The organism is Roseateles sp. GW821-FHT02E12 (assembly GCF_059421665.1).
The window spans coordinates 799,611-819,944 of record NZ_JBWKVK010000004.1 but is presented as its reverse complement, the minus strand read 5'-3'; the positions used below and the strand labels follow the sequence as shown (position 1 = coordinate 819,944).

General features: G+C 68.4%; 20 protein-coding genes. 10 read left to right on the top strand and 10 right to left on the bottom strand.

Annotation, left to right across the window (positions count from 1 at the left end):
- Positions 1–11: 11 nt before the first annotated feature.
- The 7 genes from AC07V5_RS26555 to AC07V5_RS26525 all read right to left on the bottom strand — a co-directional run bounded on the left by AC07V5_RS26555 (position 12) and on the right by AC07V5_RS26525 (position 8,349).
- Complete coding sequence (locus AC07V5_RS26555) at positions 12–2,441, bottom strand: spermidine synthase (RefSeq protein ID WP_495118628.1); 2,430 nt, start codon at positions 2,439–2,441, stop codon at positions 12–14.
- On the bottom strand, positions 2,438–3,064 hold the full coding sequence (locus AC07V5_RS26550; RefSeq protein WP_495118627.1) for a putative 2OG-Fe(II) oxygenase: 627 nt from the start codon (positions 3,062–3,064) through the stop codon (positions 2,438–2,440). The genes AC07V5_RS26555 and AC07V5_RS26550 overlap by 4 nt, the downstream gene beginning before the upstream one ends.
- The gene (locus tag AC07V5_RS26545; RefSeq protein ID WP_495118626.1) at positions 3,061–4,002 is read right to left on the bottom strand and encodes a HupE/UreJ family protein; all 942 of its coding nucleotides are present in this window, start codon (positions 4,000–4,002) and stop codon (positions 3,061–3,063) included. Before AC07V5_RS26545 ends, AC07V5_RS26550 begins: the two co-directional genes overlap by 4 nt.
- A complete protein-coding gene (locus AC07V5_RS26540; RefSeq protein ID WP_495118625.1) occupies positions 3,999–4,853 on the bottom strand; it encodes a peptidyl-prolyl cis-trans isomerase in 855 nt (284 codons plus the stop codon). The genes AC07V5_RS26545 and AC07V5_RS26540 overlap by 4 nt, the downstream gene beginning before the upstream one ends.
- 35 nt (positions 4,854–4,888) lie before the next feature.
- A complete protein-coding gene (locus tag AC07V5_RS26535) occupies positions 4,889–5,470 on the bottom strand; it encodes a PEP-CTERM sorting domain-containing protein (RefSeq protein WP_495118624.1) in 582 nt (193 codons plus the stop codon).
- A gap of 85 nt (positions 5,471–5,555) precedes the next feature.
- On the bottom strand, positions 5,556–7,793 hold the full coding sequence (locus AC07V5_RS26530) for a hypothetical protein (protein WP_495118801.1): 2,238 nt from the start codon (positions 7,791–7,793) through the stop codon (positions 5,556–5,558).
- Positions 7,794–7,896: 103 nt separating this feature from the next.
- The gene (locus AC07V5_RS26525; RefSeq protein WP_495118623.1) at positions 7,897–8,349 is read right to left on the bottom strand and encodes a copper chaperone PCu(A)C; all 453 of its coding nucleotides are present in this window, start codon (positions 8,347–8,349) and stop codon (positions 7,897–7,899) included.
- Between the two features lie 183 nt (positions 8,350–8,532).
- Here AC07V5_RS26525 and AC07V5_RS26520 point away from each other — a divergent pair, with 183 nt between their 5' ends.
- The gene (locus AC07V5_RS26520) at positions 8,533–9,129 is read left to right on the top strand and encodes a PEP-CTERM sorting domain-containing protein (RefSeq protein WP_495118622.1); all 597 of its coding nucleotides are present in this window, start codon (positions 8,533–8,535) and stop codon (positions 9,127–9,129) included.
- Between the two features lie 60 nt (positions 9,130–9,189).
- On the opposite strand, the gene argF is transcribed toward AC07V5_RS26520, so the two are convergent.
- Both argF and AC07V5_RS26510 read right to left on the bottom strand, forming a co-directional pair.
- Positions 9,190–10,152, bottom strand: a complete 963-nt coding sequence (argF, locus tag AC07V5_RS26515; RefSeq protein ID WP_495118621.1) for an ornithine carbamoyltransferase — start codon at positions 10,150–10,152, stop codon at positions 9,190–9,192.
- On the bottom strand, positions 10,149–11,354 hold the full coding sequence (locus AC07V5_RS26510) for an aspartate aminotransferase family protein (RefSeq protein ID WP_495118620.1): 1,206 nt from the start codon (positions 11,352–11,354) through the stop codon (positions 10,149–10,151). Before AC07V5_RS26510 ends, argF begins: the two co-directional genes overlap by 4 nt.
- 149 nt (positions 11,355–11,503) lie before the next feature.
- On the opposite strand from AC07V5_RS26510, the gene AC07V5_RS26505 reads away from it, so the two are divergent.
- Together AC07V5_RS26505 and AC07V5_RS26500 are read left to right on the top strand one after the other, a co-directional pair.
- The gene (locus AC07V5_RS26505) at positions 11,504–11,851 is read left to right on the top strand and encodes a DUF3579 domain-containing protein (RefSeq protein ID WP_495118619.1); all 348 of its coding nucleotides are present in this window, start codon (positions 11,504–11,506) and stop codon (positions 11,849–11,851) included.
- A 103-nt stretch (positions 11,852–11,954) separates the two neighbouring features.
- Positions 11,955–12,806, top strand: a complete 852-nt coding sequence (locus AC07V5_RS26500) for an alpha/beta fold hydrolase (protein ID WP_495118618.1) — start codon at positions 11,955–11,957, stop codon at positions 12,804–12,806.
- Positions 12,807–13,022: 216 nt separating this feature from the next.
- Here the strand turns inward: AC07V5_RS26500 and rpsT are convergent, their stop codons facing one another.
- Positions 13,023–13,319, bottom strand: a complete 297-nt coding sequence (gene rpsT / locus AC07V5_RS26495) for a 30S ribosomal protein S20 (RefSeq protein ID WP_056270726.1) — start codon at positions 13,317–13,319, stop codon at positions 13,023–13,025.
- Positions 13,320–13,439: 120 nt separating this feature from the next.
- On the opposite strand from rpsT, the gene murJ reads away from it, so the two are divergent.
- The 7 genes from murJ to folK are packed head-to-tail and all read left to right on the top strand — an operon-like array spanning position 13,440 to position 20,322.
- Positions 13,440–15,002: a murein biosynthesis integral membrane protein MurJ gene (gene murJ, locus AC07V5_RS26490; protein WP_495118617.1), complete on the top strand. Its 1,563-nt coding sequence runs from the start codon at positions 13,440–13,442 to the stop codon at positions 15,000–15,002.
- Positions 15,002–15,859 (top strand): SirB1 family protein, encoded by an 858-nt coding sequence (locus tag AC07V5_RS26485; protein WP_495118616.1) that lies wholly within the window; start codon positions 15,002–15,004, stop codon positions 15,857–15,859. Before murJ ends, AC07V5_RS26485 begins: the two co-directional genes overlap by 1 nt.
- A gap of 28 nt (positions 15,860–15,887) precedes the next feature.
- Positions 15,888–16,949, top strand: coding sequence for an AI-2E family transporter (locus tag AC07V5_RS26480; RefSeq protein ID WP_495118615.1), 1,062 nt, complete (start codon positions 15,888–15,890; stop codon positions 16,947–16,949).
- A 7-nt stretch (positions 16,950–16,956) separates the two neighbouring features.
- Positions 16,957–17,643 carry a DnaA regulatory inactivator Hda gene (gene hda / locus AC07V5_RS26475; RefSeq protein ID WP_495118614.1) on the top strand — a complete coding sequence of 229 codons (687 nt, stop codon included), beginning with the start codon at positions 16,957–16,959 and terminating at the stop codon, positions 17,641–17,643.
- Positions 17,640–18,308, top strand: a complete 669-nt coding sequence (locus AC07V5_RS26470) for a histidinol-phosphatase (RefSeq protein ID WP_495118613.1) — start codon at positions 17,640–17,642, stop codon at positions 18,306–18,308. The genes hda and AC07V5_RS26470 overlap by 4 nt, the downstream gene beginning before the upstream one ends.
- Complete coding sequence (gene pcnB, locus AC07V5_RS26465) at positions 18,305–19,849, top strand: polynucleotide adenylyltransferase PcnB (protein ID WP_495118612.1); 1,545 nt, start codon at positions 18,305–18,307, stop codon at positions 19,847–19,849. The genes AC07V5_RS26470 and pcnB overlap by 4 nt, the downstream gene beginning before the upstream one ends.
- On the top strand, positions 19,846–20,322 hold the full coding sequence (folK, locus tag AC07V5_RS26460) for a 2-amino-4-hydroxy-6-hydroxymethyldihydropteridine diphosphokinase (RefSeq protein WP_495118611.1): 477 nt from the start codon (positions 19,846–19,848) through the stop codon (positions 20,320–20,322). The genes pcnB and folK overlap by 4 nt, the downstream gene beginning before the upstream one ends.
- Positions 20,323–20,334 lie beyond the last annotated feature (12 nt).

Below are 20,334 nucleotides of genomic sequence, written 5' to 3'. Positions count from 1 at the left end.
CCAACACCGTTTCAGGGGGCTGCGAGATCGGGGCGGATATCGGCTAGGGATGCCAGCAGACGTTGCGCGGTGGCCGGGTCGCGCGGGGCCAGGGCTTGCGCGATGCGGCGCAGCGGTTCGGCGGCGGGCCGGAAGTCGGGGCTCTGGCGCAGAACGGCCAGCAGCGGCGGCCCCACGCGGGCCAGCATGACGGCGGGGTCGGCGCTGGGCGTCGTGCGCCGGCCCAGATCGAGATAGCCGCGGCGGGCCTGGGCGTAGGCCGTCAGGCGTGTGGCCAGCGAGAGGTCGGGCGGGGCGAGCAGAGCGGTGGCGTCGACGTCCAGCTGGCCGAGCAGCGCCAGCAGGCGGTCGCACGGCGCGGAGTCGGGCGCGTAGGTGATGCGCGGCGCGCGGTAGGCCACCCAGGGGCGGTCGTCGGTGTTCAGTGGCGCGCCGGCGGCGAAGCGTTGCAGTGAGCGCGGGTCGGCGATGAAGCTGCCGAGGACGGCGAAATCGCCGGTCAGCCCGAACTGCGCGGCCAGCTCGGGCGCCTGCCTGGGCTTGAAGCGCGTGCCACCGGCACGGGCAACGAGGCCGACGGTGGGCGTGTCCAGGCTGTTGCTGGCCAGGATGGCCGTGCCGTCGGGAAAGGCCTGCAGGAAGGCGGCCGTGATGCTGCGCAGCGTGTCCAGGTCGAGCTGGTGCAGCGGCAGCCATTGGCAGAACAGGCCGGCCGGCGCGAGGCGTTCGCCCACGGCGCGGAAGTGCTCGACCGTGTAGAGGGCGCCCGAGCCGCTGCGGGCGGGGTGGAAGTTGTCGGAGACGATGACGTCGTAGTGCTGCGCGGTGGTGCGCACGAAGCGGCGCGCATCGGCCGCATGCAGATGTGGCAACGCCCCTTCGCCGAGTGCAGGCCGGAACAGCGCCGAGGCCTCGATGACCTCCGGCAGCAGCTCGACGGCGTCCACCTGCAGGCCCGGCAGCCGCGCGGCGACACCGGCCGTGATGCCCGAGCCGACGCCGAGGAAGAGGGCGTGGCGCGGTGCTTCGTGCAGCAGCAGCGGCAGCAGGGCCTGGCGGCCGTCGACATGCAGCGTGGCGCTGCTGCCTTCCTGCTGGCGGTTGTTGATGCGCAGCCGGGCGATGCCGTCTGCGTCCTCGACGACGCTGACGGCGGCCATGGCGCCGTCGCGGTAGCTCAGTACGCGCCCCGCCTCGGGCAGGTCGATGAAGGCCAGCGGCGGCGCGAACAGCGCCAGCGCCGCCGTGCCCAGGGCGGGCAGCCACCAGGCGGGGCTGCGCCAGGCCGGCATGAGCAGCAGATAGCCGGCCGCAACGAGCAGCAGCGCGAGCTTGGGGCCGAGGGCCGGCGCCAGCGCCACGCCGAACAGCGGCGCGGCGAGCATGGCGCCGAGCGTGTTGACGCCCAGGGCACGGCTGAACGGGATGCCGGCCTCGGCCGCGTCGGCACAGAGCTGGCAGAAGAGGGCGCCCATCAGCAGCGTCGGCAGTGCGAACACGGCGACGGCGAGCAGGGCCTCGGTGGCCAGCGCCGCGGTGAACGTCTCGGGCTGCAGCCAGTCCTTGATGGCCTCTGCGCCCCACAGCGCGGCCATGCCGAGCAGGATGCTCAAGGCCAGCCCCTGCAGAAGCCGCGGTGTGCCGCGCAGCCGTGGCCAGCGCGCGAAAACCGCCGCGCCCAGCGCACTTCCGGCCAGGTAGACGGCCAGCAGCAGCGCGAAGGTGTAGACCGTGTCTTCGGCGACCTGGCTCAGCACGCGCACGGCCAGCACTTCGTAGGCGATGCCCAGCAAGCCGGTCAGCGCGAGCAGAGTGAGTGGTCGGCTCGACGTTCGCGGGCCGAGCGTGGGCGCGGGGCGAGCCTGCAGCGCAGTGCCCGCCAGCAGTGCGCAGCCGAGGTTGAGGGCAACGCACAGCCCGGCGCTGCGCGTGAGGCCCCAGTCCGGGATCAGCCAGAAGGCCGTGGCCAGCACGCCGGCGACGGCGCCCAGCGTGTTGGCGGCGTACAGCGGCGCCACGCCGGCCGTGCCGATCCGCGCCATGGCCGGCAGCGTCGCCCCCATGGCGGCGGTGGCGGGCAGCAGCAGCGCGAAGCTGGCGCCGAAGGCGACGCTCCAATGCCAGAGCGGCGACGCGTCCGGCCCGATCAACGCCAGCGCGGCGCTGCTGGCCGTGGGCATGGCGGCCATCAGCACGGCGCCCCACAGGCCGATCAGCGCTTCGCAGCCGGCGTACCAGCGCAGCGGCTGGTCGCTCGCCTCGATGCGCCGGCCCAGCAGCAGCGCACCCAGCGACAAGCCACCAAAGAAGGCCGCGACAACCGCCAGCACGGCGGCCGATTCATGGCCCAGCACGAGGCCGAACTGCTGCGTCCAGACGATCTGATAGCCCAGCCCGGCAAAGCCGGACGCGGCCATCAGCAACAGGGCGAGGGCTCTCAAGCGTTGAAGCTGAGTGTGTAGCCCCAGCTCTCCAGCCGCGTTGGAATGGCGTTGAAGGCCAGGCTGATGCGGCGCCCGCCGGCGTTCGGCGGCACGGCGTGCATCAGGTAGCTCGGGAACAGGATCAGGTCGCCCGGTGCCGGCGCGGGGCTGACCCACTTCTCGGCGTTGTAGGGGCCGGTCGTCACGCCGGCGTGGTCGTTCTTCAGGGCGAAGTCATGCCCGCCGGGCGACTTCATGAAGACGGTGCGCGCGGAGTCGTCGGTCTCGGTCAGGTAGACCACGCCGGAGGCAAAGCTGTTGGCGTGGTTGTGCATGGCTTGCCGCCCGCCGGTGTCCAGCACGTTGACCCACATCTCCTTGATGGCCCAGCCCAGGTTCTCGCCGAACAGCAGCCGGCCGAACTCGGCGATCTTGGGTGTGATGAGGGCAGCGGCCTGCACGAGCAGCAGGCTGTCGCCCGGCTGCAGCATGCGCGTGTGCGACAGCGCGTCGGAGCTGTTGTTGGCCTGCAGCGCCTGGGTGGTGAAGTGATCGACCAGCGCGTTGACAAGGGGCGCCGGCAGCACGCCCGGCGCGCGCAGCAGCGGCACGGGGAAGAGGCCGATGACTTCGTCGGTCATGCCAGGACAGCCGCCACGCGCAGCCAAGACCAATAGGCGGCGATCGCGCCAATCATGTAGAGCAAGACCGTGCGCAGCCGCTGCATTGCCGGCCAACGCGCGCTGACGCGCCACAGGCACCAGCAGACGCCCACCGTCATCAGCTGCCCCAGCTCCACGCCGACGTTGAAGGTCAGCAGCGCGACGAGCAGATGGTTCTCGGGCAGGCCGATCTCCTTGAGCGCGCCGGCAAAGCCCAGCCCGTGCACCAGGCCGAACAGGAAGGCGACGACGGCCGGCCAGCGCCTTGCGAGGGTGTCCCGCTTGTGCAGCGCTTCGCCGGCCACCAGCACGATGGACAGCGCGATGCTGGCTTCTACCGGCGCCGAGCGCAGCGTCAGCCAGCCCAGGGCGCTGCTCGCCAGCGTCAGGCTGTGCGCGGCGGTGAAGGCCGTGATCGTCCACACCAGCCGGCGGCGAAAGCCGACGAGGAAGAGCAGGCCGACGACGAAGAGCAGGTGGTCGATGCCGCCCAGGATGTGTTCGACGCCCAGCAGCGTGTAGGCGCTGGCGATCTCGCCCATGCCGCGCGGGTCGTCGGCGGCGCCGAACAGCTGCACGGTGGGCTGGCCCTTGGTCAGCGTGTAGACGCGGGTCTGGCCGTCCAGCCAGAAGACCTTGACTACAGCGGCCGAGTAGCGCTCGCCCACGCCCTTGACGGACAGCGTGCCGGCCAGGCCGCGCTCGCCGCAGCGCAGCACATTGGCGTCGAGCTGGCAGGCCTCGGGCCAGATGGGTGTCAGGTCCTGGGCGGCCGGGCGTTTCTCGGTAGCCATCCACTGCCAGATGAACTCGCCGCGCTGGGTTTCGCGCAGCTGCATCTCGGCCATGCTCATCTCGTGCGCAAACGAGGGCAGGGCGGCGCAGGCGAGCGCCAGCCACAGGAGGAAGCGCTTCATTTCGCGGGCGCCTCGATCTTGATGGTGTACTTCTTGGCCAGCGCGGCGACGGCGGCGCTGCGCTGTTCGGACAGCGTCGCGTCGGTCCAGTCCTGCAGCACAACGCCGCGCAGGACTTCGAAGTTGGCCGGCTTGGCCGGCGTGGCGGCATCCAGACGCACCGCGCGCCAGCCATCGCTTGATTCCAGCGCCAGCCACGGGCCGGGTGTGGCGGCTTCCAGCGCCTTGGCGAAGCCTTCGCCATAGCTTTGCAGCAGGTTGCCGTGCGGCCGGCCCTTGAAAACGCGCAGCCCGGCCTTGGCATCACCGGGCGTGCCGGCGTTCAGTGCTTCGACAAAGGCGCGCACGGCGGCTTCACTGGCCTCGCCGCCGAGCACGGCTTCCTGGAAGTCGAAGCGGGCGGGCTCGTCGTACTTCTCGCGGCGTTGGCCGAACCAGTCGCGCAGCAGCTTGTCGCTGACCTGGGGCAGCTTGGTGCCGCCGTCGACCACGCTGAGCGCCTTGAAGATGACGCGCTCGCGGATGGCGGTGTCGCCCTTGTCCAGCTGCAGGGCCAGGCCCTCGCGGTAGAGCACCTCGTTTTCCAGCCACACCTTGCGCAGCGCGGCCATCTCCTCGGCGTTGGGCTCCTGGCCGCGCTTGGCCTTGAAGATCTGGCGCGCTTCTTCGTCGACCTCGGCGCTGATGCGGATCTCGTTGGCCTCACCGGTGCCGCGGTTGAGGGCGTAGTCGACGCCGAAGAGCACGGCGCCCAGCAGCAGGAAGTGCAGCAGCGGTTCGCGCGTCCAGCCAGGCAGGGGCTGGCGGGGCGGGGCTTGGGTGTGCGAATTCAGGGGGAGCTGGGCAGACATGGATCTCTAAAAGGGCGCGCTACAGGCGGCGGATGCTAGCGACGCTGCAAGACAAAACGACGACAAGCGAGACCGAGCAGGCCCAGCCCCAGGCTGATGGCGGTGGCCGGCTCGGGTACGGCCGAGGTGATGACGAAGTCCAGCGCGTAGCTCGCGGGGCCACCGGTCTCCTGCACCCAGACCGAGTAGGTGCCGGCCGGGATGGGCGCCTTGGCCGGGCCGACCAGGGCGACGAGGATGTCGGTGCCGACCTGGCTGTTGTCGTAATGGCCGAAACCGTAGAAGGCGCTGATGCCGCCGCCGCTGGGCGTCACGGTCAGTTGCGGGCCGGCCTGGATGCCGAGGAAGGAAGCGCCGCCGGAGACGCTGGTAGTAGGCAGCAGCCACAGCTCGCCGAGCTCGGCGCCCTGGGGAATGGTGAAGCTGAAGTAGTCGCGGTCGATGCCGTTGCCAGCGTCGCCGGTGATGCCCAGCACGACGTTGTGGCCGAGGCCCACGGTGATGGCGGTGGGGGCCAGGCCGTCATTGGAGAAATCCACGGCGGCGTCGTCCCAGACGGTGGCGGCTTGCGCATGGGCGGCGGCAGCGAGCAGCACGGCGGTGAACCAGGTCTTCATGCGAATCTCCTTGGGAGCTGAAACGAAAAAGGGCGCCGCGTTGCCGCGACGCCCTCGTGGACGGTCGGAAGAACCTTCCGACGGTTTACTTCACGCCGGCGACGGCAACCGAGTTGGCCACTTCGACGTAGATCGGGTTGCTGTAGAACCAGAGGTCGGACCAGGCGGCCACGTCATAGGACACGTACTTCTGGCCACCGACCGTTGCGAGGTGGGCGGGGCAGCCGTTGATGGCGTCGCCCGTCAGCGTCGTGCCGACCGTGTTGCAGGGGATGCGCAGCATGGAGGTGTCGCTGGCGTTGGTGTAGATGTCGGCCAACGGGTTGCCGCTTGCATCCGTCTCGAAGGGCACGGCGGCCGGCAGGTTGCTGCCGCGCAGGCGCAGGTACTGCGAGGCTTGGACGGCCGAGATGCGGAAGCTCATCTTCAGGAAGACGGTGTTGTCCACGCCCGACTGCACCTGGGTCCACGGCGTGCCGCCGTTGCCGCTGAAGGTCTTCACGACGGAGGCCGTCGTGTTCTTCGCAGCGGCCGGCACGGAGGCCAGGCCGGTGGTCGTGCCGTCAGCCTTCAGCCAGTTGGTGTTGCGCGGCCATTCGCCCGAGTAGTCGGCAGCACCCGGCGTCTTGTAGCCCGTCACCAGGCCGCGGATCACGTCGACGTGGTCCAGCACCGGCTTGTTCAGCGGCTGCGTGATGCCGACCTGGGCCAGCGACGGGTTGGGGAAGGTGTAGGGCGAGAAGTTGGCGCCGTCCGGGTCACGCAGCACGACGGCAACGACGATCTCGGCACCCGGGCGGGCGGCGAGCTTTTCGCCCATGGTGGCGCAGCCGGCCTTGTCGATGTCGGTGCCGTTGGTGGCAGCGGCAACAGCCAGGGCCTCGACGGAGGCGTTGGTACGCGCACCGATGCCGGGGTAGGACGTGCAGGCGATGAAGGCCAGGCGGTCGATCAGCTGACCGGAGGAGGAGAAGGCGTTGCCGGTGCGCAGGCCGTCGACGATGGCTTGCGGGCGCAGCTTGTCGGCACCGTTGCGGACCATGGCGTAGGTGCGCTGGTATTCGCCGGGGTAGAAGTCTTGCGTGGAGCGGCGGTCATCCGGGCCGAACTGGCCGCGGTTGTGCCAGTCGGAGCTGGCGAAGAACCACCAGTTGCGGCCTTCGCCGAGCAGGGCGTCCCACACGCCACCCACCAGGCCGGCATAGACGCCGGTGCCGCCGTAGGTCGTGCCGCCGACGGAGTCCGTCAGCACGCCGCCGATGCTGTTGCGCTTGACCTGGTACTCACCGCGGTTGCTGGACGCGCCGTGGCCGGGCTGCGACTCGAAGCCGAAGGCGACGTTGGGCGCGGCGTTGTTGAAGTTGCGCAGGTGCTCGACGTTGAAGCCGTTGTTGCCGTCGGCGTTGAACGGGCCGGCGCGCTCCAAGTGGGCGGGCACGTAGTAGCTGCCTTGGCCGTGGAAGTTGGCCATCCACTTCAGCGATTCGACGGTCTTCAGGTGGCCCTTGTTGCCGGTGCCCGTGCCGCCGGGCTGCACGAGCTTCTTGCCGGTGGCGCTCCAGCCCAGCGTGCTGGACGTGGAGTCGGCGCTGGCGGGGTTGGTGCAGTCCCAGTTGTTGCCGACGGCCGAGCCGGTCACGTTGCCGCGGCTGGTGTCGGTGTCACCACGGTCGAAGCAGTAAGACCATTGCGACAGCGCATTGGCGTTGCCGAGTGCCGTGTAGCCAGGCGTCGTCGGCATGGTGGCGCTGTCCACCGAGGCGGGCATCTGGCCGGTGATGACGGACATGGAGCTGTGCTCGTGGCCGGCGACAACCGATTCCATGCCGATGAAGAGGGGCAGGTTCTTGGAGGCCGCGAGGTACTCGATCACCGGGTACTGGTACTCCTGGATGGACTGCCAACGCCACATGTTGCCGTTGCCGCCCACGCCGCCGCCAACGCCCTTGAGGTTGGCTGCGCCGATGCTGTTGGCCCAGGTCGTCGTCGGGCCTTGGCCAGCGACGTAGGGGTAGGCGGGCGTGGACAGCGAGGCGTCTTCGACCAGCGTGCAATTGCGGTTGCCGTTGCCGCCGTGGCCGGCCTGCACGAACCAGTCCAGGCCCCAAGGCGAGTCAGCGGTCTTGTCGGTGACCTTCTTGACCAGCTTCTGCATCGAGATCGCGCCGTCCGAGCAGGTGGTGTGGTTGTGGAAGTCACCGGCCACATATTTGCCGGCGGTCTTGCCGGCAGCGGTGGCGGCGGTCGGCGCAATGACAGCAGCGCTGCCGAGTGCCGCAAATGCGGCCAGGGCGATCTGGCTCTTGCTGAAGAAATGGGTCATGAAGCGGCTCCAGGAGGATGGGGGAGTCTGTGAACGGGGCGGATGCTAGGAAGCGGTCGTGACCTGGGCGTGACGGCTTGACGACGCTAAAAAAGTAAGTGCGTCAGCGCAGGCCGGCGTAGTCGACGTTGAGCGTCACGTTCACCGGTTCGGCAGATTCGAAAAGCAGGCGCAGCGGGTAGCTGCGGCCAATCTGCAGCGGCTGCTGCAGGTCGAGCAGCTCGATGTGCAGGCCGTCTTCGGCCAGCGTCAGCTCCTGGCCCTGGGGGATCAGCAGGGACAGGTCTTGCACGGCGGTTGGCGCGCCAGGGCCGGCCAGGCGCACCCCCCCAGCCACGGGGGTCTCGACGCCGATCAGCCGGTCGGTGCGCTGCACTTCGTCAAAGCGCATGCAGAGCTTGGCGCTGTCGGCATCGACGCGCGTCGCACGCGTCCACGGGTGCCAGATGCGCAGATGGCTGCTGAAGAACTCGCAGGCCTGCGCTGGGCGGGCGGCCAGGCCGGCGGTGCCCAGCGCAATCAGCAACTGGCGGCGAAGCAGGGAAGGGGTGGGCATGACGGGGCGGGTCGGACAGGGTGGCCGACCATCGCAGCCGCTGATGACAGCCGCGTGAACCGCGCGCCGGTCATCGCGCCTGCCTTCGTCACGTCACGAGGCTGTCGTCTTTGCCCACCAAACTCCAGCCGACTCGAAACGCCGCGGTCCCGACCGCCCCAACCCCTAGCTCTGGAGTTCCTGATGAAGCTCGCCACCCTCGCCCTGGCCCTCGGCCTGGCCTCGCCGGCCTTTGCAGCCGCCCCGCTGTCTGTCGACTTTGAAAAGATCTGGGACTACGGCCAAGCGGTCGACAACAGCTACATCGCCGATGGCGTGAGCTTCAGCAACGTGATCGCCTTCTCCAACGGCGACGGCCTGGGCAGCCTTGCCAATGGCGACTACTACGCGGGTGCACCGTCACCGCTGGGCGTGGCGATGGTTCAGCTGGATGGCGTCGTCAACACGGCTGCCTACCTGAACGTGGCCGCGGGCGTGACCGGCGGCCTGAGCTTCTTCTACTCGACGCCGAGCGATGCGCAGTTCGCGGTCAAGGCCTACTCGGGCCTGAACGGCACCGGCACGCTGCTGGGCACCATCAACCTGACCGCCAACTCGGCCGACTACACGTCTTGGAACCAGGCTGTGCTGAGCTTCGGCGGCACCGCGCTGTCCTTCGACCTGACGGGCGCCGCCAACGTTGTCGCACTGGACAACATCAGCGCCGTGCCCGAGCCGAGCAGCGTCGCGCTGCTGCTGGCCGGTGGCGCGCTGCTGCTGGCCCGCCGTCGTCGCGCCTGATCGTCGAGCGCACAAAAAAGCCGGCTGCGAGCCGGCTTTTTCTTGGGTGGGACGGATCGATCAGCCGATGCGGCCGAGCAGCAGGTACTCCATGAGTGCCTTCTGCACGTGCATGCGGTTCTCCGCTTCGTCCCAGACCACCGACTGCGGCCCGTCGATAACGTCCGCCGCCACCTCTTCGCCGCGGTGGGCTGGCAGGCAGTGCATGAACAGCGCGTCGGGTTTGGCGCGAGCCATCATCTCGGTGTCCACGCACCAGTCCGCAAACGCCGTCTTGCGGGCTTCGTTCTCGGCCTCGTAGCCCATGCTGGTCCAGACATCGGTCGTGACCAGATCGGCGCCTTCGCAGGCCTCGCGCGGGTCCTTGAAGACCTTGTAGCAACTGGCGTCCTTGATGCCCGCCACGACCGGGTCGACCTCGTAGCCGCTCGGTGTGCTGACGTGCACCGTGAAACCCAGGATCTCGGCCGCCTGCAGCCAGGTGTTGGCCATGTTGTTGCCGTCACCCACCCAGGCCACCACGCGGCCCTTCAGGCAGTCCATGTCGATGGAACCGCGTCGGTCCATGCCACGGTTCTCGATGAAGGTGAACAGATCGGCCAGGATCTGGCAGGGGTGGTATTCGTTCGTGAGGCCGTTGATGACCGGTACGCGCGAGTGCGCCGCGAACGCCTCGATCTTGCTTTGCTCGAAGGTGCGGATCATGACGATGTCGACCATGCGGCTGATGACGCGCGCCGAGTCCTCCACCGGCTCGGCACGGCCCAGCTGGCTGTCGCCGGTCGTCAGGTGCACGACCGAGCCGCCCATCTGGTACATGCCCGCCTCGAAGCTCACGCGCGTTCGCGTGCTGGCCTTCTCGAAGATCATGGCCAGCGTGCGGTCCTGCAGCGGCTGGTACTTCTCGTAGTTCTTGAAACGCCGCTTGATGATGCCGGCGCGGTCGAACAGGTGGGCGTACTCCTCGGCCCGCAGATCCTTGAACTGGAGGTAATGGCGCATCAGTGCATCCCCCGGCTTCATGGTTTGGGCTGAGCGAGGAAGGCCTTGATCAGCGGCACCAGCAGCGCCGTGATCTGGTTGGCCTCGTCATGCGTCAGGATCAGCGGCGGCAGCAGGCGCACGACACGGTCGGCCGTGATGCTGATCAGGAGGCCTGCTTCCAGGCTCTGGGTCAGCAGCACGCCGGCGGGGCGATCCAGCTCGATGCCCAGCATCAGGCCCTGGCCACGGATCTCGACGACACCGGCTACGCCAGCCAGGCCTGCGGCCAGACCATTGCGCAGCGTCGCCCCGACCGCCTCGGCGTTGGCCAGCAGGCTGTCCTCTTCCATGATCTTCAGCGTCTCGACGCCGGCGCGCATGGCCAGCGGGTTGCCGCCGAAGGTGGTGCCGTGGTTGCCAGCCTTCAGTACGCTGGCGGCGCGCGGGCCGCAGACGACGGCACCGATGGGCACGCCCGAGCCCAGGCCCTTGGCCAGCGGCATGACGTCTGGCTTGATGCCCGCCCATTGGTGGGCGAACCACTTGCCGGTGCGGCCGATGCCGCACTGCACCTCGTCCAGCATCAGCAGCAGGTCGCGCTCGTCGCAGACGCGGCGCAGCGCTTGCAGGAACTCGATGCGGGCGGGGTTGATGCCGCCTTCGCCCTGGATGGTTTCCAGGAAGATGGCCGTGATGTTGGGGTGCGCGGCGATGGCGGCCTCGACGGCGGCGACATCGTTCAGCGGGACGCGCACGAAGCCCGGCACCAGCGGCCCGAAGCCGGCTTGGATCTTCGGGTTGGCAGTGGCCGACAACGTGGCGATGGAGCGACCGTGGAAGGCGCCCTCGAAGACGAGGACTTCGGGCGAGGGGTTGCCGCGGTCGTGGCCGAACTTGCGGGCAATCTTCAGTGCCGCCTCGTTGGCCTCCAGTCCGCTATTGCAGAAGAAGACGTTGGCCAGGCCCGAAAGCTCGCAGAGCTTCTCGGCGAGCTGCTCCTGCAGCGGCACACGGTAGTAGTTGCTGGTGTGGATCAGCTTGGAGATCTGATCCTGCAGCGCCGGCACCAGGCGAGGGTGGTTGTGGCCCAGCGTGTTGACCGCGATGCCGCCCAGTCCATCCAGCAGTCGTCGGCCATCCGTGTCCCAGACCCAGCAGCCCTGGCCGTGCGAAAGCGCAACGGGCAGGCGGCCATAGGTCGGCATGACATGGGGCTCGGACGAGGGAGGGACAGCGTTCATCGGGTCTCCGGATGGCGTTGAGGAAAAGGGACTTTTGATTCTAGAGTCGATACCGTGACGAATGCTGCGCCGCAGCAGATGTGCCGGTGTCGAGGCACAATAGCGGACTTTGGCAGCGGTGCCCGCTGTACTGCGAAGTCCCCCCGTCCATGACCGTTGCCCCCCCGCCGCGCGAAGTCTTCATCCAAGGTGTCACCCTGGATGGCAAAACCTTCCGCCCGAGCGACTGGGCCGAACGGCTCGCCGGCGCGATGTCGTGCTTTCGCCCCGGTGGCGCGCGTGGCGGCATCGGCGCCTACATCGGCTACTCGCCGCTCTGCGTGCCCACCGTCATCAACGGCGTGAAGTGCGTGATCGTCAATGAGGAGCTCAAGCGCCTCGAACCGATGGCCTGGGACTTCGTCATGAATTTCGCGCGCGACAACAACCTGCAAGTCGCCGACGCCTGCCTGCTGCCAGATGGCCCGGGCGGCAAGGCTGGTACGTCGGGCGCTTGATTTCGGCTCTCCTAGCGAGAGTCCCAGGGCGCGCCTGCGCGTGTCGCCGTTATCCTCACCCGTAATGTTTGGAAACGAGCCGATAAACCCCAGCACCGCCACCGTGGCGGTCGATCCGCGAGCCACCGCACCGGTCGTACCGCCCGCGGAGCGCACGCCGACGCCGATCTGGGTGTTGCTGCGCGGCTTGTCGCGCGCGAGCGGGCATTGGGGCGTCTTTCCCGAGCACCTGCTGCGCGAATTGCGCGCGCTGCAACCGGCGTCGAGGCTTCTGATGCTGGACTTGCCCGGCACGGGCGCACTGCGCCGTCAGGTCAGCCCCACGCAGGTGTCGGCCATCGTCGATGCCTGTCGCGTTGAATTGGAGCGCCAGGGCGTCAGCGGGCCGATCTCGCTGGTCGGCATGTCGCTGGGTGGGGCGGTGCTGAGCGATTGGGCGAACCGTTATCCCACCGAGGTCGAGGCCGGTGTGTTGATCAACCCCAGCCTGAGACCCTTCAGCGAACTCTTTCGCAAGCCCAGGCCGTTGAACTATCTGGGCTTGCTGCTGCTGTCGCTGAGCCGTTTCAGCGCTCGCATGCGCGAGGAGCGCGTGCTCAGCCTGACGACACGGCTGACGCCCACGCAGACCATCATCGACCGCTGGGTGGAGCTGCAACGCCAATACCCGCTCGGGGTGCGCAACACGGCGCGCCAGTTGCTGGCCAGCGTGCGCTACCGCGCAAGCCGCACACGGCCGGCCGCGCCGATGCTGCTGTTGTGCAGCAAGGCCGACGGTCTGGTCGACTGGCGCTGCTCGCAGGCCATCAGTCGCGCCTGGGGGGCGCCGCTGCGCCTGCATACCAAGGCCGGACACGATCTGCCGCTGGACGACCCGCAATGGGTGGCGCGCGCCGTTGCCGAGTGGCTGCGCGACCGCAGCATCCAGGGCGTGGTGCCGGGCGAGTGGCACTAGAACAAGCGCCCCTCGCCCAGTTTCGCCTCGCTGGACGCGGGCAACCCTAGTCGGTCCCCCGAGGGGACGGCGATGCTTGCGGCGTTGAGCCGCAAGCACATCGCCTGCGGGCCGGCTTGGGGGCGGCCCGGCGCTCGGCCCGCAATAAAAGGCAATTCAAATGCAAGAAGGCCCGCTTTCGCGGGCCTTCTGCTTGCACCAGAGCTGGATTTGTAATCAGGCGGCGAGCGCCTTGATCTTGGCGGACAGGCGGCTCTTGTGGCGAGCAGCCTTGTTCTTGTGGAAGATGCCCTTGTCGGCGACCGAATCGATCACGGCTTGGGCATTCTTGAAGAGGTCAGCGGCCTTGGACTTGTCGCCCGCGGTCACTGCCTTTTGCACGTTCTTGACGACCGTGCGGAATTGGGAGCGAAGAGCCGTGTTGGCGGCGTTGAGCTTGGCGTCCTGGCGGACGCGCTTGAGGCCCGACGCCAGGCGGACAGTCTTCTTCTTGGCTTTGGAGCTGGTTGCCATGCTGTGTCTATACCCAGTTGGTGCAAAAACCGAGAGTATAGCCTGGAATCAGGGTTAAAGCCAAGTATCCGGGCGGAGTTTCAAAAGAGGGGCCATCTGCGACACAGATAATCCGCCGCCATGAATCTGCTGCGTGCTGCGTCGACCATTTCCCTGCTGACCCTGACCTCGCGCATCACAGGCCTTGTTCGAGAAACCATGGTGGCCGGCTTGTTCGGCGCCACCGCGATGACGGACGCGTATCTCGTCGCGTTCCGGATTCCCAATCTGCTGCGCCGGCTGTTCGCCGAGGGCGCCTTCTCCCAGGCCTTCGTGCCGCTGCTGGCCGCCACGCGGGCCACCGAGGGCGACGCAGCGACGCAGCGCCTCATCGACGCCGTCGCGACCGTGCTGCTGTGGGCGCTGGTGGCGACATCGGTGGTCGGTGTCGTCGGGGCGCCGATCCTGGTCTGGCTGCTCGGCTCGGGCTTGCCGACCGAGGCGTTTGATGCGTCCGTCGTCATGACGCGAGTCATGTTTCCCTACATCGGCTGCATGTCGATGGTCGCGTTGTCGGCCGGCATCCTGAACACCTGGCGGCGCTTCGTCGTGCCGGCGGTCACGCCCGTGCTGCTCAATTTGAGCGTTATCGCCGTTGGCTGGGCGCTTGCCGGGCCGCTGGAGCGGGCCGGTTATCCAGGCATCTACGCCATGGCCATCGGCGTCATGCTCGGCGGCGTGCTGCAACTGCTGGCGCAATGGCCGGCGCTGCGGGCCGTCGGCGCGATGCCGCACATGCGCCTGAGCAGGCGCGGGTTTCAGGAGGCGCGCGCCAATCCGGGTGTCGGCCGCGTCATCCTGGGCATGGGGCCGGCGCTGCTGGGCGTCGGTGTGTCCCAGCTGTCGTTGATGATCAACACGCAGATCTCCAGCCATCTGGCCGAGGGCGCTACGTCCTGGCTGAACTACGCCGATCGACTGATGGAGTTCCCCATCGGCCTGCTGGGCGTGGCGCTGAGTGCGGTGCTGACGCCTCAACTGTCTGCCGCCCAGGCCTCGGGGCAAAGCGAGCGTTACAGCCGCCTGCTCGACTGGGGCCTGCGCATGGTCATGCTGCTGGCCTTGCCCTGCGCCGTGGCGCTGCTGGTCTTTGCCGAGCCGCTGACGGCCGTGCTCTACCACCGCGGCGCCTTCAGCGCGGCCGACGTGACCCACACAGCGCAGTCGGTGATGGGTTGGGGCGTGGGCCTGCTGGGCCTGGTGGCCATCAAGGTGCTGGCGCCGGGCTTCTATGCCCGCCAGGACACCGGCACGCCAGCCAAGATCGCCGTCGCTGTGCTGGTGCTGACGCAGTGCTTCAACCTCGTCTTCGTGCCCTGGATCGGCGTCGCCGGCCTGGCGCTTTCCATCGGCATGGGCGCCCTGGTCAACGCGACCTGGTTGTTCTGGGGGCTGAAGAAGCTGGGCAGCTATCGCCCGGAGCCCGGCTGGCTGTCTTTTGGCCTGCGCGTGGTGCTGGGCTGCACGGCCATGGGCCTGCTGCAGTGGCAACTGGCCACACGGCTCGACTGGATCGCCCTTGGCGCCCATGAGGTCCAGCGCGCGCTCGTCATGGCGGCCAGCCTGGGCGGCAGCGCCATCATCTATTTCGCGGTGCTTCTCCTGGCTGGCATGCGGCCCAAGGCGCTGGGGCGTCCGAGCTGATGAATTACACCGCGCCGACCCCGCTGGACTACTTCGCCACGCTGGTGGCGGAGGACGAGAGCCTCAACCTGCTCGAAGCCGCCATCAGCCTGGCCCAGGACGAACACCCCCGGCTCGACGTGCAGGCAGTGCTGGCCCAGGTGGATGGCCTCGCACGCCGCCTGCGCGAGCGCATCACACCTGAGACTGTGCCCGCCGAGCGGCTGCGCCAGCTGACGCGCTTCTTCCACGGCGAGCTTGGGTTTGCCGGCAATCTGAACAACTACTACGCGGCCGAGAACAGCTTCGTCCACCGCGTGCTCGAGACGCGGCGCGGCATTCCGATCACGCTGGCCGTGCTGCTGCTGGAGCTGGCCGAGCAGGCGGGCTTGCGGGCTGCCGGCGTGGCATTCCCGGGCCATTTCCTCGTCAAGTGCCGCATCGGCCTGGGCGAGGTCGTCATCGATCCTTTCACGGGCGAGTCGTTGTCGGCTGGCCGGCTGGACGAGCGGCTGGCCGTCTATCGCCATGGCAGCGAGCTGCCGGCCGACCTGGAGTTGCCGCTGGAGTTCTTCCTGCGCGGCGCGACCAAGCGGCAGATCCTCGCCCGCATGCTGCGCAACCTGAAGGAAGTGCACCGCGCCGCGCGCGACTGGCCACGCCTGCTGGCCGTGCAGCAGCGCCTCGTCGTGCTGCTGCCGAACGACGCAGCCGAGCGCCGCGACCGCGGCCTGGTGCTCGATGCGCTCGGTGCCGCAGCTGCAGCGGCGGACGACCTGGCTTTCTATCTCGCCGAGCGAGGCGATGCGCCCGATGCCGCGGAATTGCGCGCCCGGCTGGCCGTGCTGCTCGAGCAGCGGTCCCCGCCGCTTCAGTGACAATCCGCGCCCTCGCGCCCCGCCACCCATGATGAAGCTCAGCAAGCACCAACGCACCGCCCTCGTCTGGGGTGGCGTCGCTTTCGCCCTCATCCTGCTGCTGTGGCTGCTGTCGCCGGTGCTGGCGCCCTTCATCGCGGCCCTGGTGCTGGCCTATGCGCTGGCGCCAGCGGTGCAGGCCCTCGTCAACCGGCGTGTGCCACGGTCGCTGGCGGTGCTGGTGGTGGAACTGCTCTTCGCGCTGGCCCTGCTGGCGTTGATGCTGCTTGTGCTGCCCATCCTCAGCAAGGAGCTGCCGGCGCTGCGCGAGCAGATCCCGGCTCTGGCCAAGCTGGCCAACGACAAGCTCTCGCCCTGGTTGGCCCAGTACGGCATCAACATGCAGCTCGACCCGGCCAGCATCAAGGCCTTCGTGCTGAAGTATCTGGACGCCAATTTCGAGGAATGGCTTGCGACGGCGCTGAGCTCGGCCCGCATCGGTGGCAGCTTCCTGCTCGCCGTCGTCGGCAATGCGGTGCTGCTGCCCGTCGTGCTCTTCTATCTGCTGAACGACTGGCCCAGCCTTGTCGGGCGCGTGCATGCGCTGGTGCCGCCGGCGGCGCGCGATTCGGTCGGCAGCTTCCTGGAGGAATGCGACGCGACGCTGGGCCAGTATCTGCGCGGCCAGTTGCTCGTCATGGGCTTCCTCGCCGTCTTCTACAGCGTCGGCCTTGCGCTTGCGCGCTTCGACCTGGCGCTGCCCATCGGCGTCTTCACCGGGTTGGCCGTGTTCATCCCCTATCTGGGCTTCGGCGTGGGCTTGCTGCTGGCGTTGCTGGCCGGCCTGCTGCAGTTCGGCAGTCTTTACGGCTTTGTGGCCGTCGCCATCGTCTTCGGCATCGGCCAGTTGCTGGAGGGCTTTGTGCTGACGCCGCGTTTCGTCGGCGAGCGCATCGGCATGAGCCCGCTGATGGTCATCTTTGCGCTGCTGGCGTTTGGCCACCTGTTGGGCTTTGTCGGCGTGCTGATCGCGCTGCCGTTGTCGGCCGTCGCAGCCGTTGCGGCGCGCCGCCTGCATCGTGCGTATCTTGAGAGTTCCTTGTTCCGCTGAAAACCGAATGAGGCAGATTCCCCTCGCGTTGCTGGCGCCGCCTGCGCACAGCTTTGACAACTTCCTGCCCGGTGCGAATGCCGAAGCGCTGGCCTATCTGACGGCCCTGATGCCCGGCGACCCGCCCACGCTGCTGTGGGGGTCAACTGGCTCCGGCAAGACCCATCTGCTGCAGGGCCTGGCCGAGCGTTGGCAGGCTGCCGGCCAGCGCGTGGCCTGGTACGACGCCGACACCGCCTTGCCCTGGGAGTTGCCCGCCCACGAGAGCCTGCTGCTGCTGGACGACTGCCAGCGCTTCGATGCCGGGCAGCAGCACGCGGCCTTCGCGCTTTTCGTCGCGTCGGCAGGGCAGGGCTACACGGTGGTCGCATCGGCAGATGCGCCTGCCGTGGATCTGCTTGTGCGCGAGGATCTGCGCACCCGGCTCGGCTGGGGCCCCAGCTTTGCGCTGGAGCCGCTGCGTGATGCCGAGGTGCGCGCCGTGCTGCGTCGCGAGGCCGACCGCCGCGGCCTGCTGCTCGGCGACGAGGTGCTGTCCTATCTGCTGACACGCTTCGAGCGCAACCTCAAGGGCCTGATGGCTCTGCTCGAGCGCCTGGACGAATTCGCGCTGGCCAGCAAACGAGCGCTGACGCTGCCTCTGCTGAAGGCCATGCTGGCTGACGAGAAAATAGACTCTGACCCCATTTTATGAATCTGACGCTGTTTGACCTGGATGGGACGCTGATCCCGATGGATTCCGACCACGCCTTTGGAGGCTTCATGGTCGACGTGGGCTGGGTGGACGGCGCGGTCTGGGGTGCGAAGAACGATGAGTTCTTTGCCCAGTACAACGCCGGCACGCTGGACCTACCGGCCTACATCGATTTCGCGACCTCGGCGTGGCGCAGCCGCCCGCTGGCCGAGGCGCTGGCGATGCGCGAGCGCTTCATGGCCGAAGTCATGCGCCCGGCGCTGCGGCCCGAGGCCATTGCGCTCGTCGAGCAGCACCGTGCGGCCGGCGACCTGATGGCCATCGTCACCGCCACCAATGTCTTCGTCACCGAGCCCATCGCCCAGGCCTTTGGTGTCGAGCACCTGATCGCCGTTGACCTGAAGCGCGATGCCGAGCAACGCTACAGCGGCGAGATCGACGGCATTCCGAGCTTCCGCGAGGGCAAGATAGCGCGCGTTGAAGACTGGTTGCGAGGCCTGGGGGCACAATGGCCCGATTTTGAGCGCGTAACCTTCTACAGCGACTCGACCAACGACTTGCCCCTGCTTGAACGGGTCAGCCACCCTGTGGCGACCAATCCCAGCCCGTCGCTCGCCAGCATCGCCAGTGCGCGCGGCTGGCCCCAGTTGCACCTCTTCGCATGATCAAGAAGTTCATCGACAAATTGTTCGGCAACGCCCCCGCGGCACCCAAGAAGACCAGCCCGCTCGGCAAGCGCGTCGAGATCACCGCTGACGTCCACGGCATCAACCCCGATCTCCTCGACGAGCGTGCCGTCAAGGTCGTCAAGACGCTGACCGATGCCGGCTTCGAGGCCTACATCGTCGGCGGCGCCGTGCGCGACCTGCTGCTGGGTGTGCGCCCCAAGGACTTCGACGTCGCCACCAACGCGACGCCCGAGCAGGTCAAGGGGCTGTTCCGCCGCGCCTTCATCATCGGCCGGCGCTTTCGCATCGTGCATGTCGTCTACGGCCGTGGCCGCGAGCACGAGGTGATCGAGGTCTCGACCTTCCGTGCGCTGCCGACCGAATCCGATGCCGCCGAAGCCGTCGCAGGCAACGAGAAGACGTCCAAGAGCGAGCTCGAAGGCAAGTCCCACGCCGTGGACGCCAGCGGCCGTGTGCTGCGCGACAACGTCTGGGGCCCGCAGATCGAGGATGCCGCCCGCCGCGACTACACGGTCAACGCGATGTACTACGACCCGCAGCGCCAACTGGTGGTGGACTATCACAACGGCCTGGCCGATGCGCGCGCCAAGCTGCTGCGCATGATCGGCGACCCCGAGACCCGCTACCGCGAAGACCCGGTCCGCATCATTCGCGCTGTGCGCTTCGCCGCCAAGCTGGGCTTCACGCTGGAGCCCAAGACCCTGGCGCCGGTGAAGGCTTCGTCCGCGCTGCTGGCCAACGTGCCGGCCTCGCGCCTGTTCGACGAAATGATCAAGCTGCTGCAGACCGGCCATTCGCTGGCCAGCATCGCGCAGCTGAAGAAGCTCGGCCTTTCGCGCGGCGTGTTCGCCGTGCTGGACGCGATGCTGACCCAGACCGGTGACCTGCACGAAGGCATCCGCGGCAACTTCGTGCGCCTGGCCTTCGAGGACACCGACCGCCGCGTGCAGGAAGGCCGCGGCGTCAGCCCCAGCTTCATGCTGGCCTGCATGCTCTGGCATGAAGTGCTGGACCGCTGGACCAAGATCCGCGATGGCGGTGAGCCGGCCGTGCCCGCGCTGGCCCAGGCCATCGACGCTGTCTTCGACGCCCGCATCGGCGACATCTCCGGCCGCGGCAAGCTGGCCGGGGACATGCGCGAGATCTGGATGATGCAGACCCGTTTCGAGCGCCGCAGCGGCTCGGGCGTGTTCAGCCTCATCGAGCAGCCGCGCTACCGCGCCGGTTTCGACTTCCTGCGCCTGCGCGCCGACGTCGGCGAGATCGATCCAGCCCTGGCCGACTGGTGGGAAGACTTTGCTCTGGGCAGCGACGACGACCGCCAGGCCCTGTTGGCCGACGCTCGCACCACCCAGCAAAAGCAGCCGCGCGTCGTGCGTGCGCCGCGCCCTGAGGCGCCTGCCGGCGAGGACGCCGAGCCCGTCGCGGCCGATGCACCTGCCAAGAAGCGCCGCCGTCGCCGCCGCAAGCCCGGCGGCGGGGAGGGCACCGCGGCGCCCGCACCTGCAGCCGAGTGAACGCACGCGCCTACGTCGGACTGGGCGCCAACCTCGGCGCCAATCTCTCTGCCACGTTGACGCAGGCAGCGCTGCGGCTTGCGGTGCTGCCCGGCACCCAGGTCACCGCACTGTCCAGCGTCTGGCGCAGCGCACCGGTGGATGCCGGCGGCCCGGACTTTCTGAACGCCGTCGTGGCGCTGGACACGGCGCTTGCCCCCATTGAACTGCTGGACGCGCTGCAGGTGATCGAACTGGCCCATGGCCGGGAGCGCCCCTACCGCAATGCGCCGCGCACGCTGGACCTTGACCTGCTGCTCTATGACGAGCTGGTACTCGACACCCCGCGGCTGACACTGCCCCATCCCCGCCTGGGCGAACGTGCCTTCGTGCTGCGCCCGCTGCTGGAGATCGCACCGCAGCTGGCCCATCTCGCGGCAGGCGAGGGCTGGCAGGCCCAGCGCATCGAGCGGCTCGGCCCGCTGTCCCTCTGACCCGGAGATAAA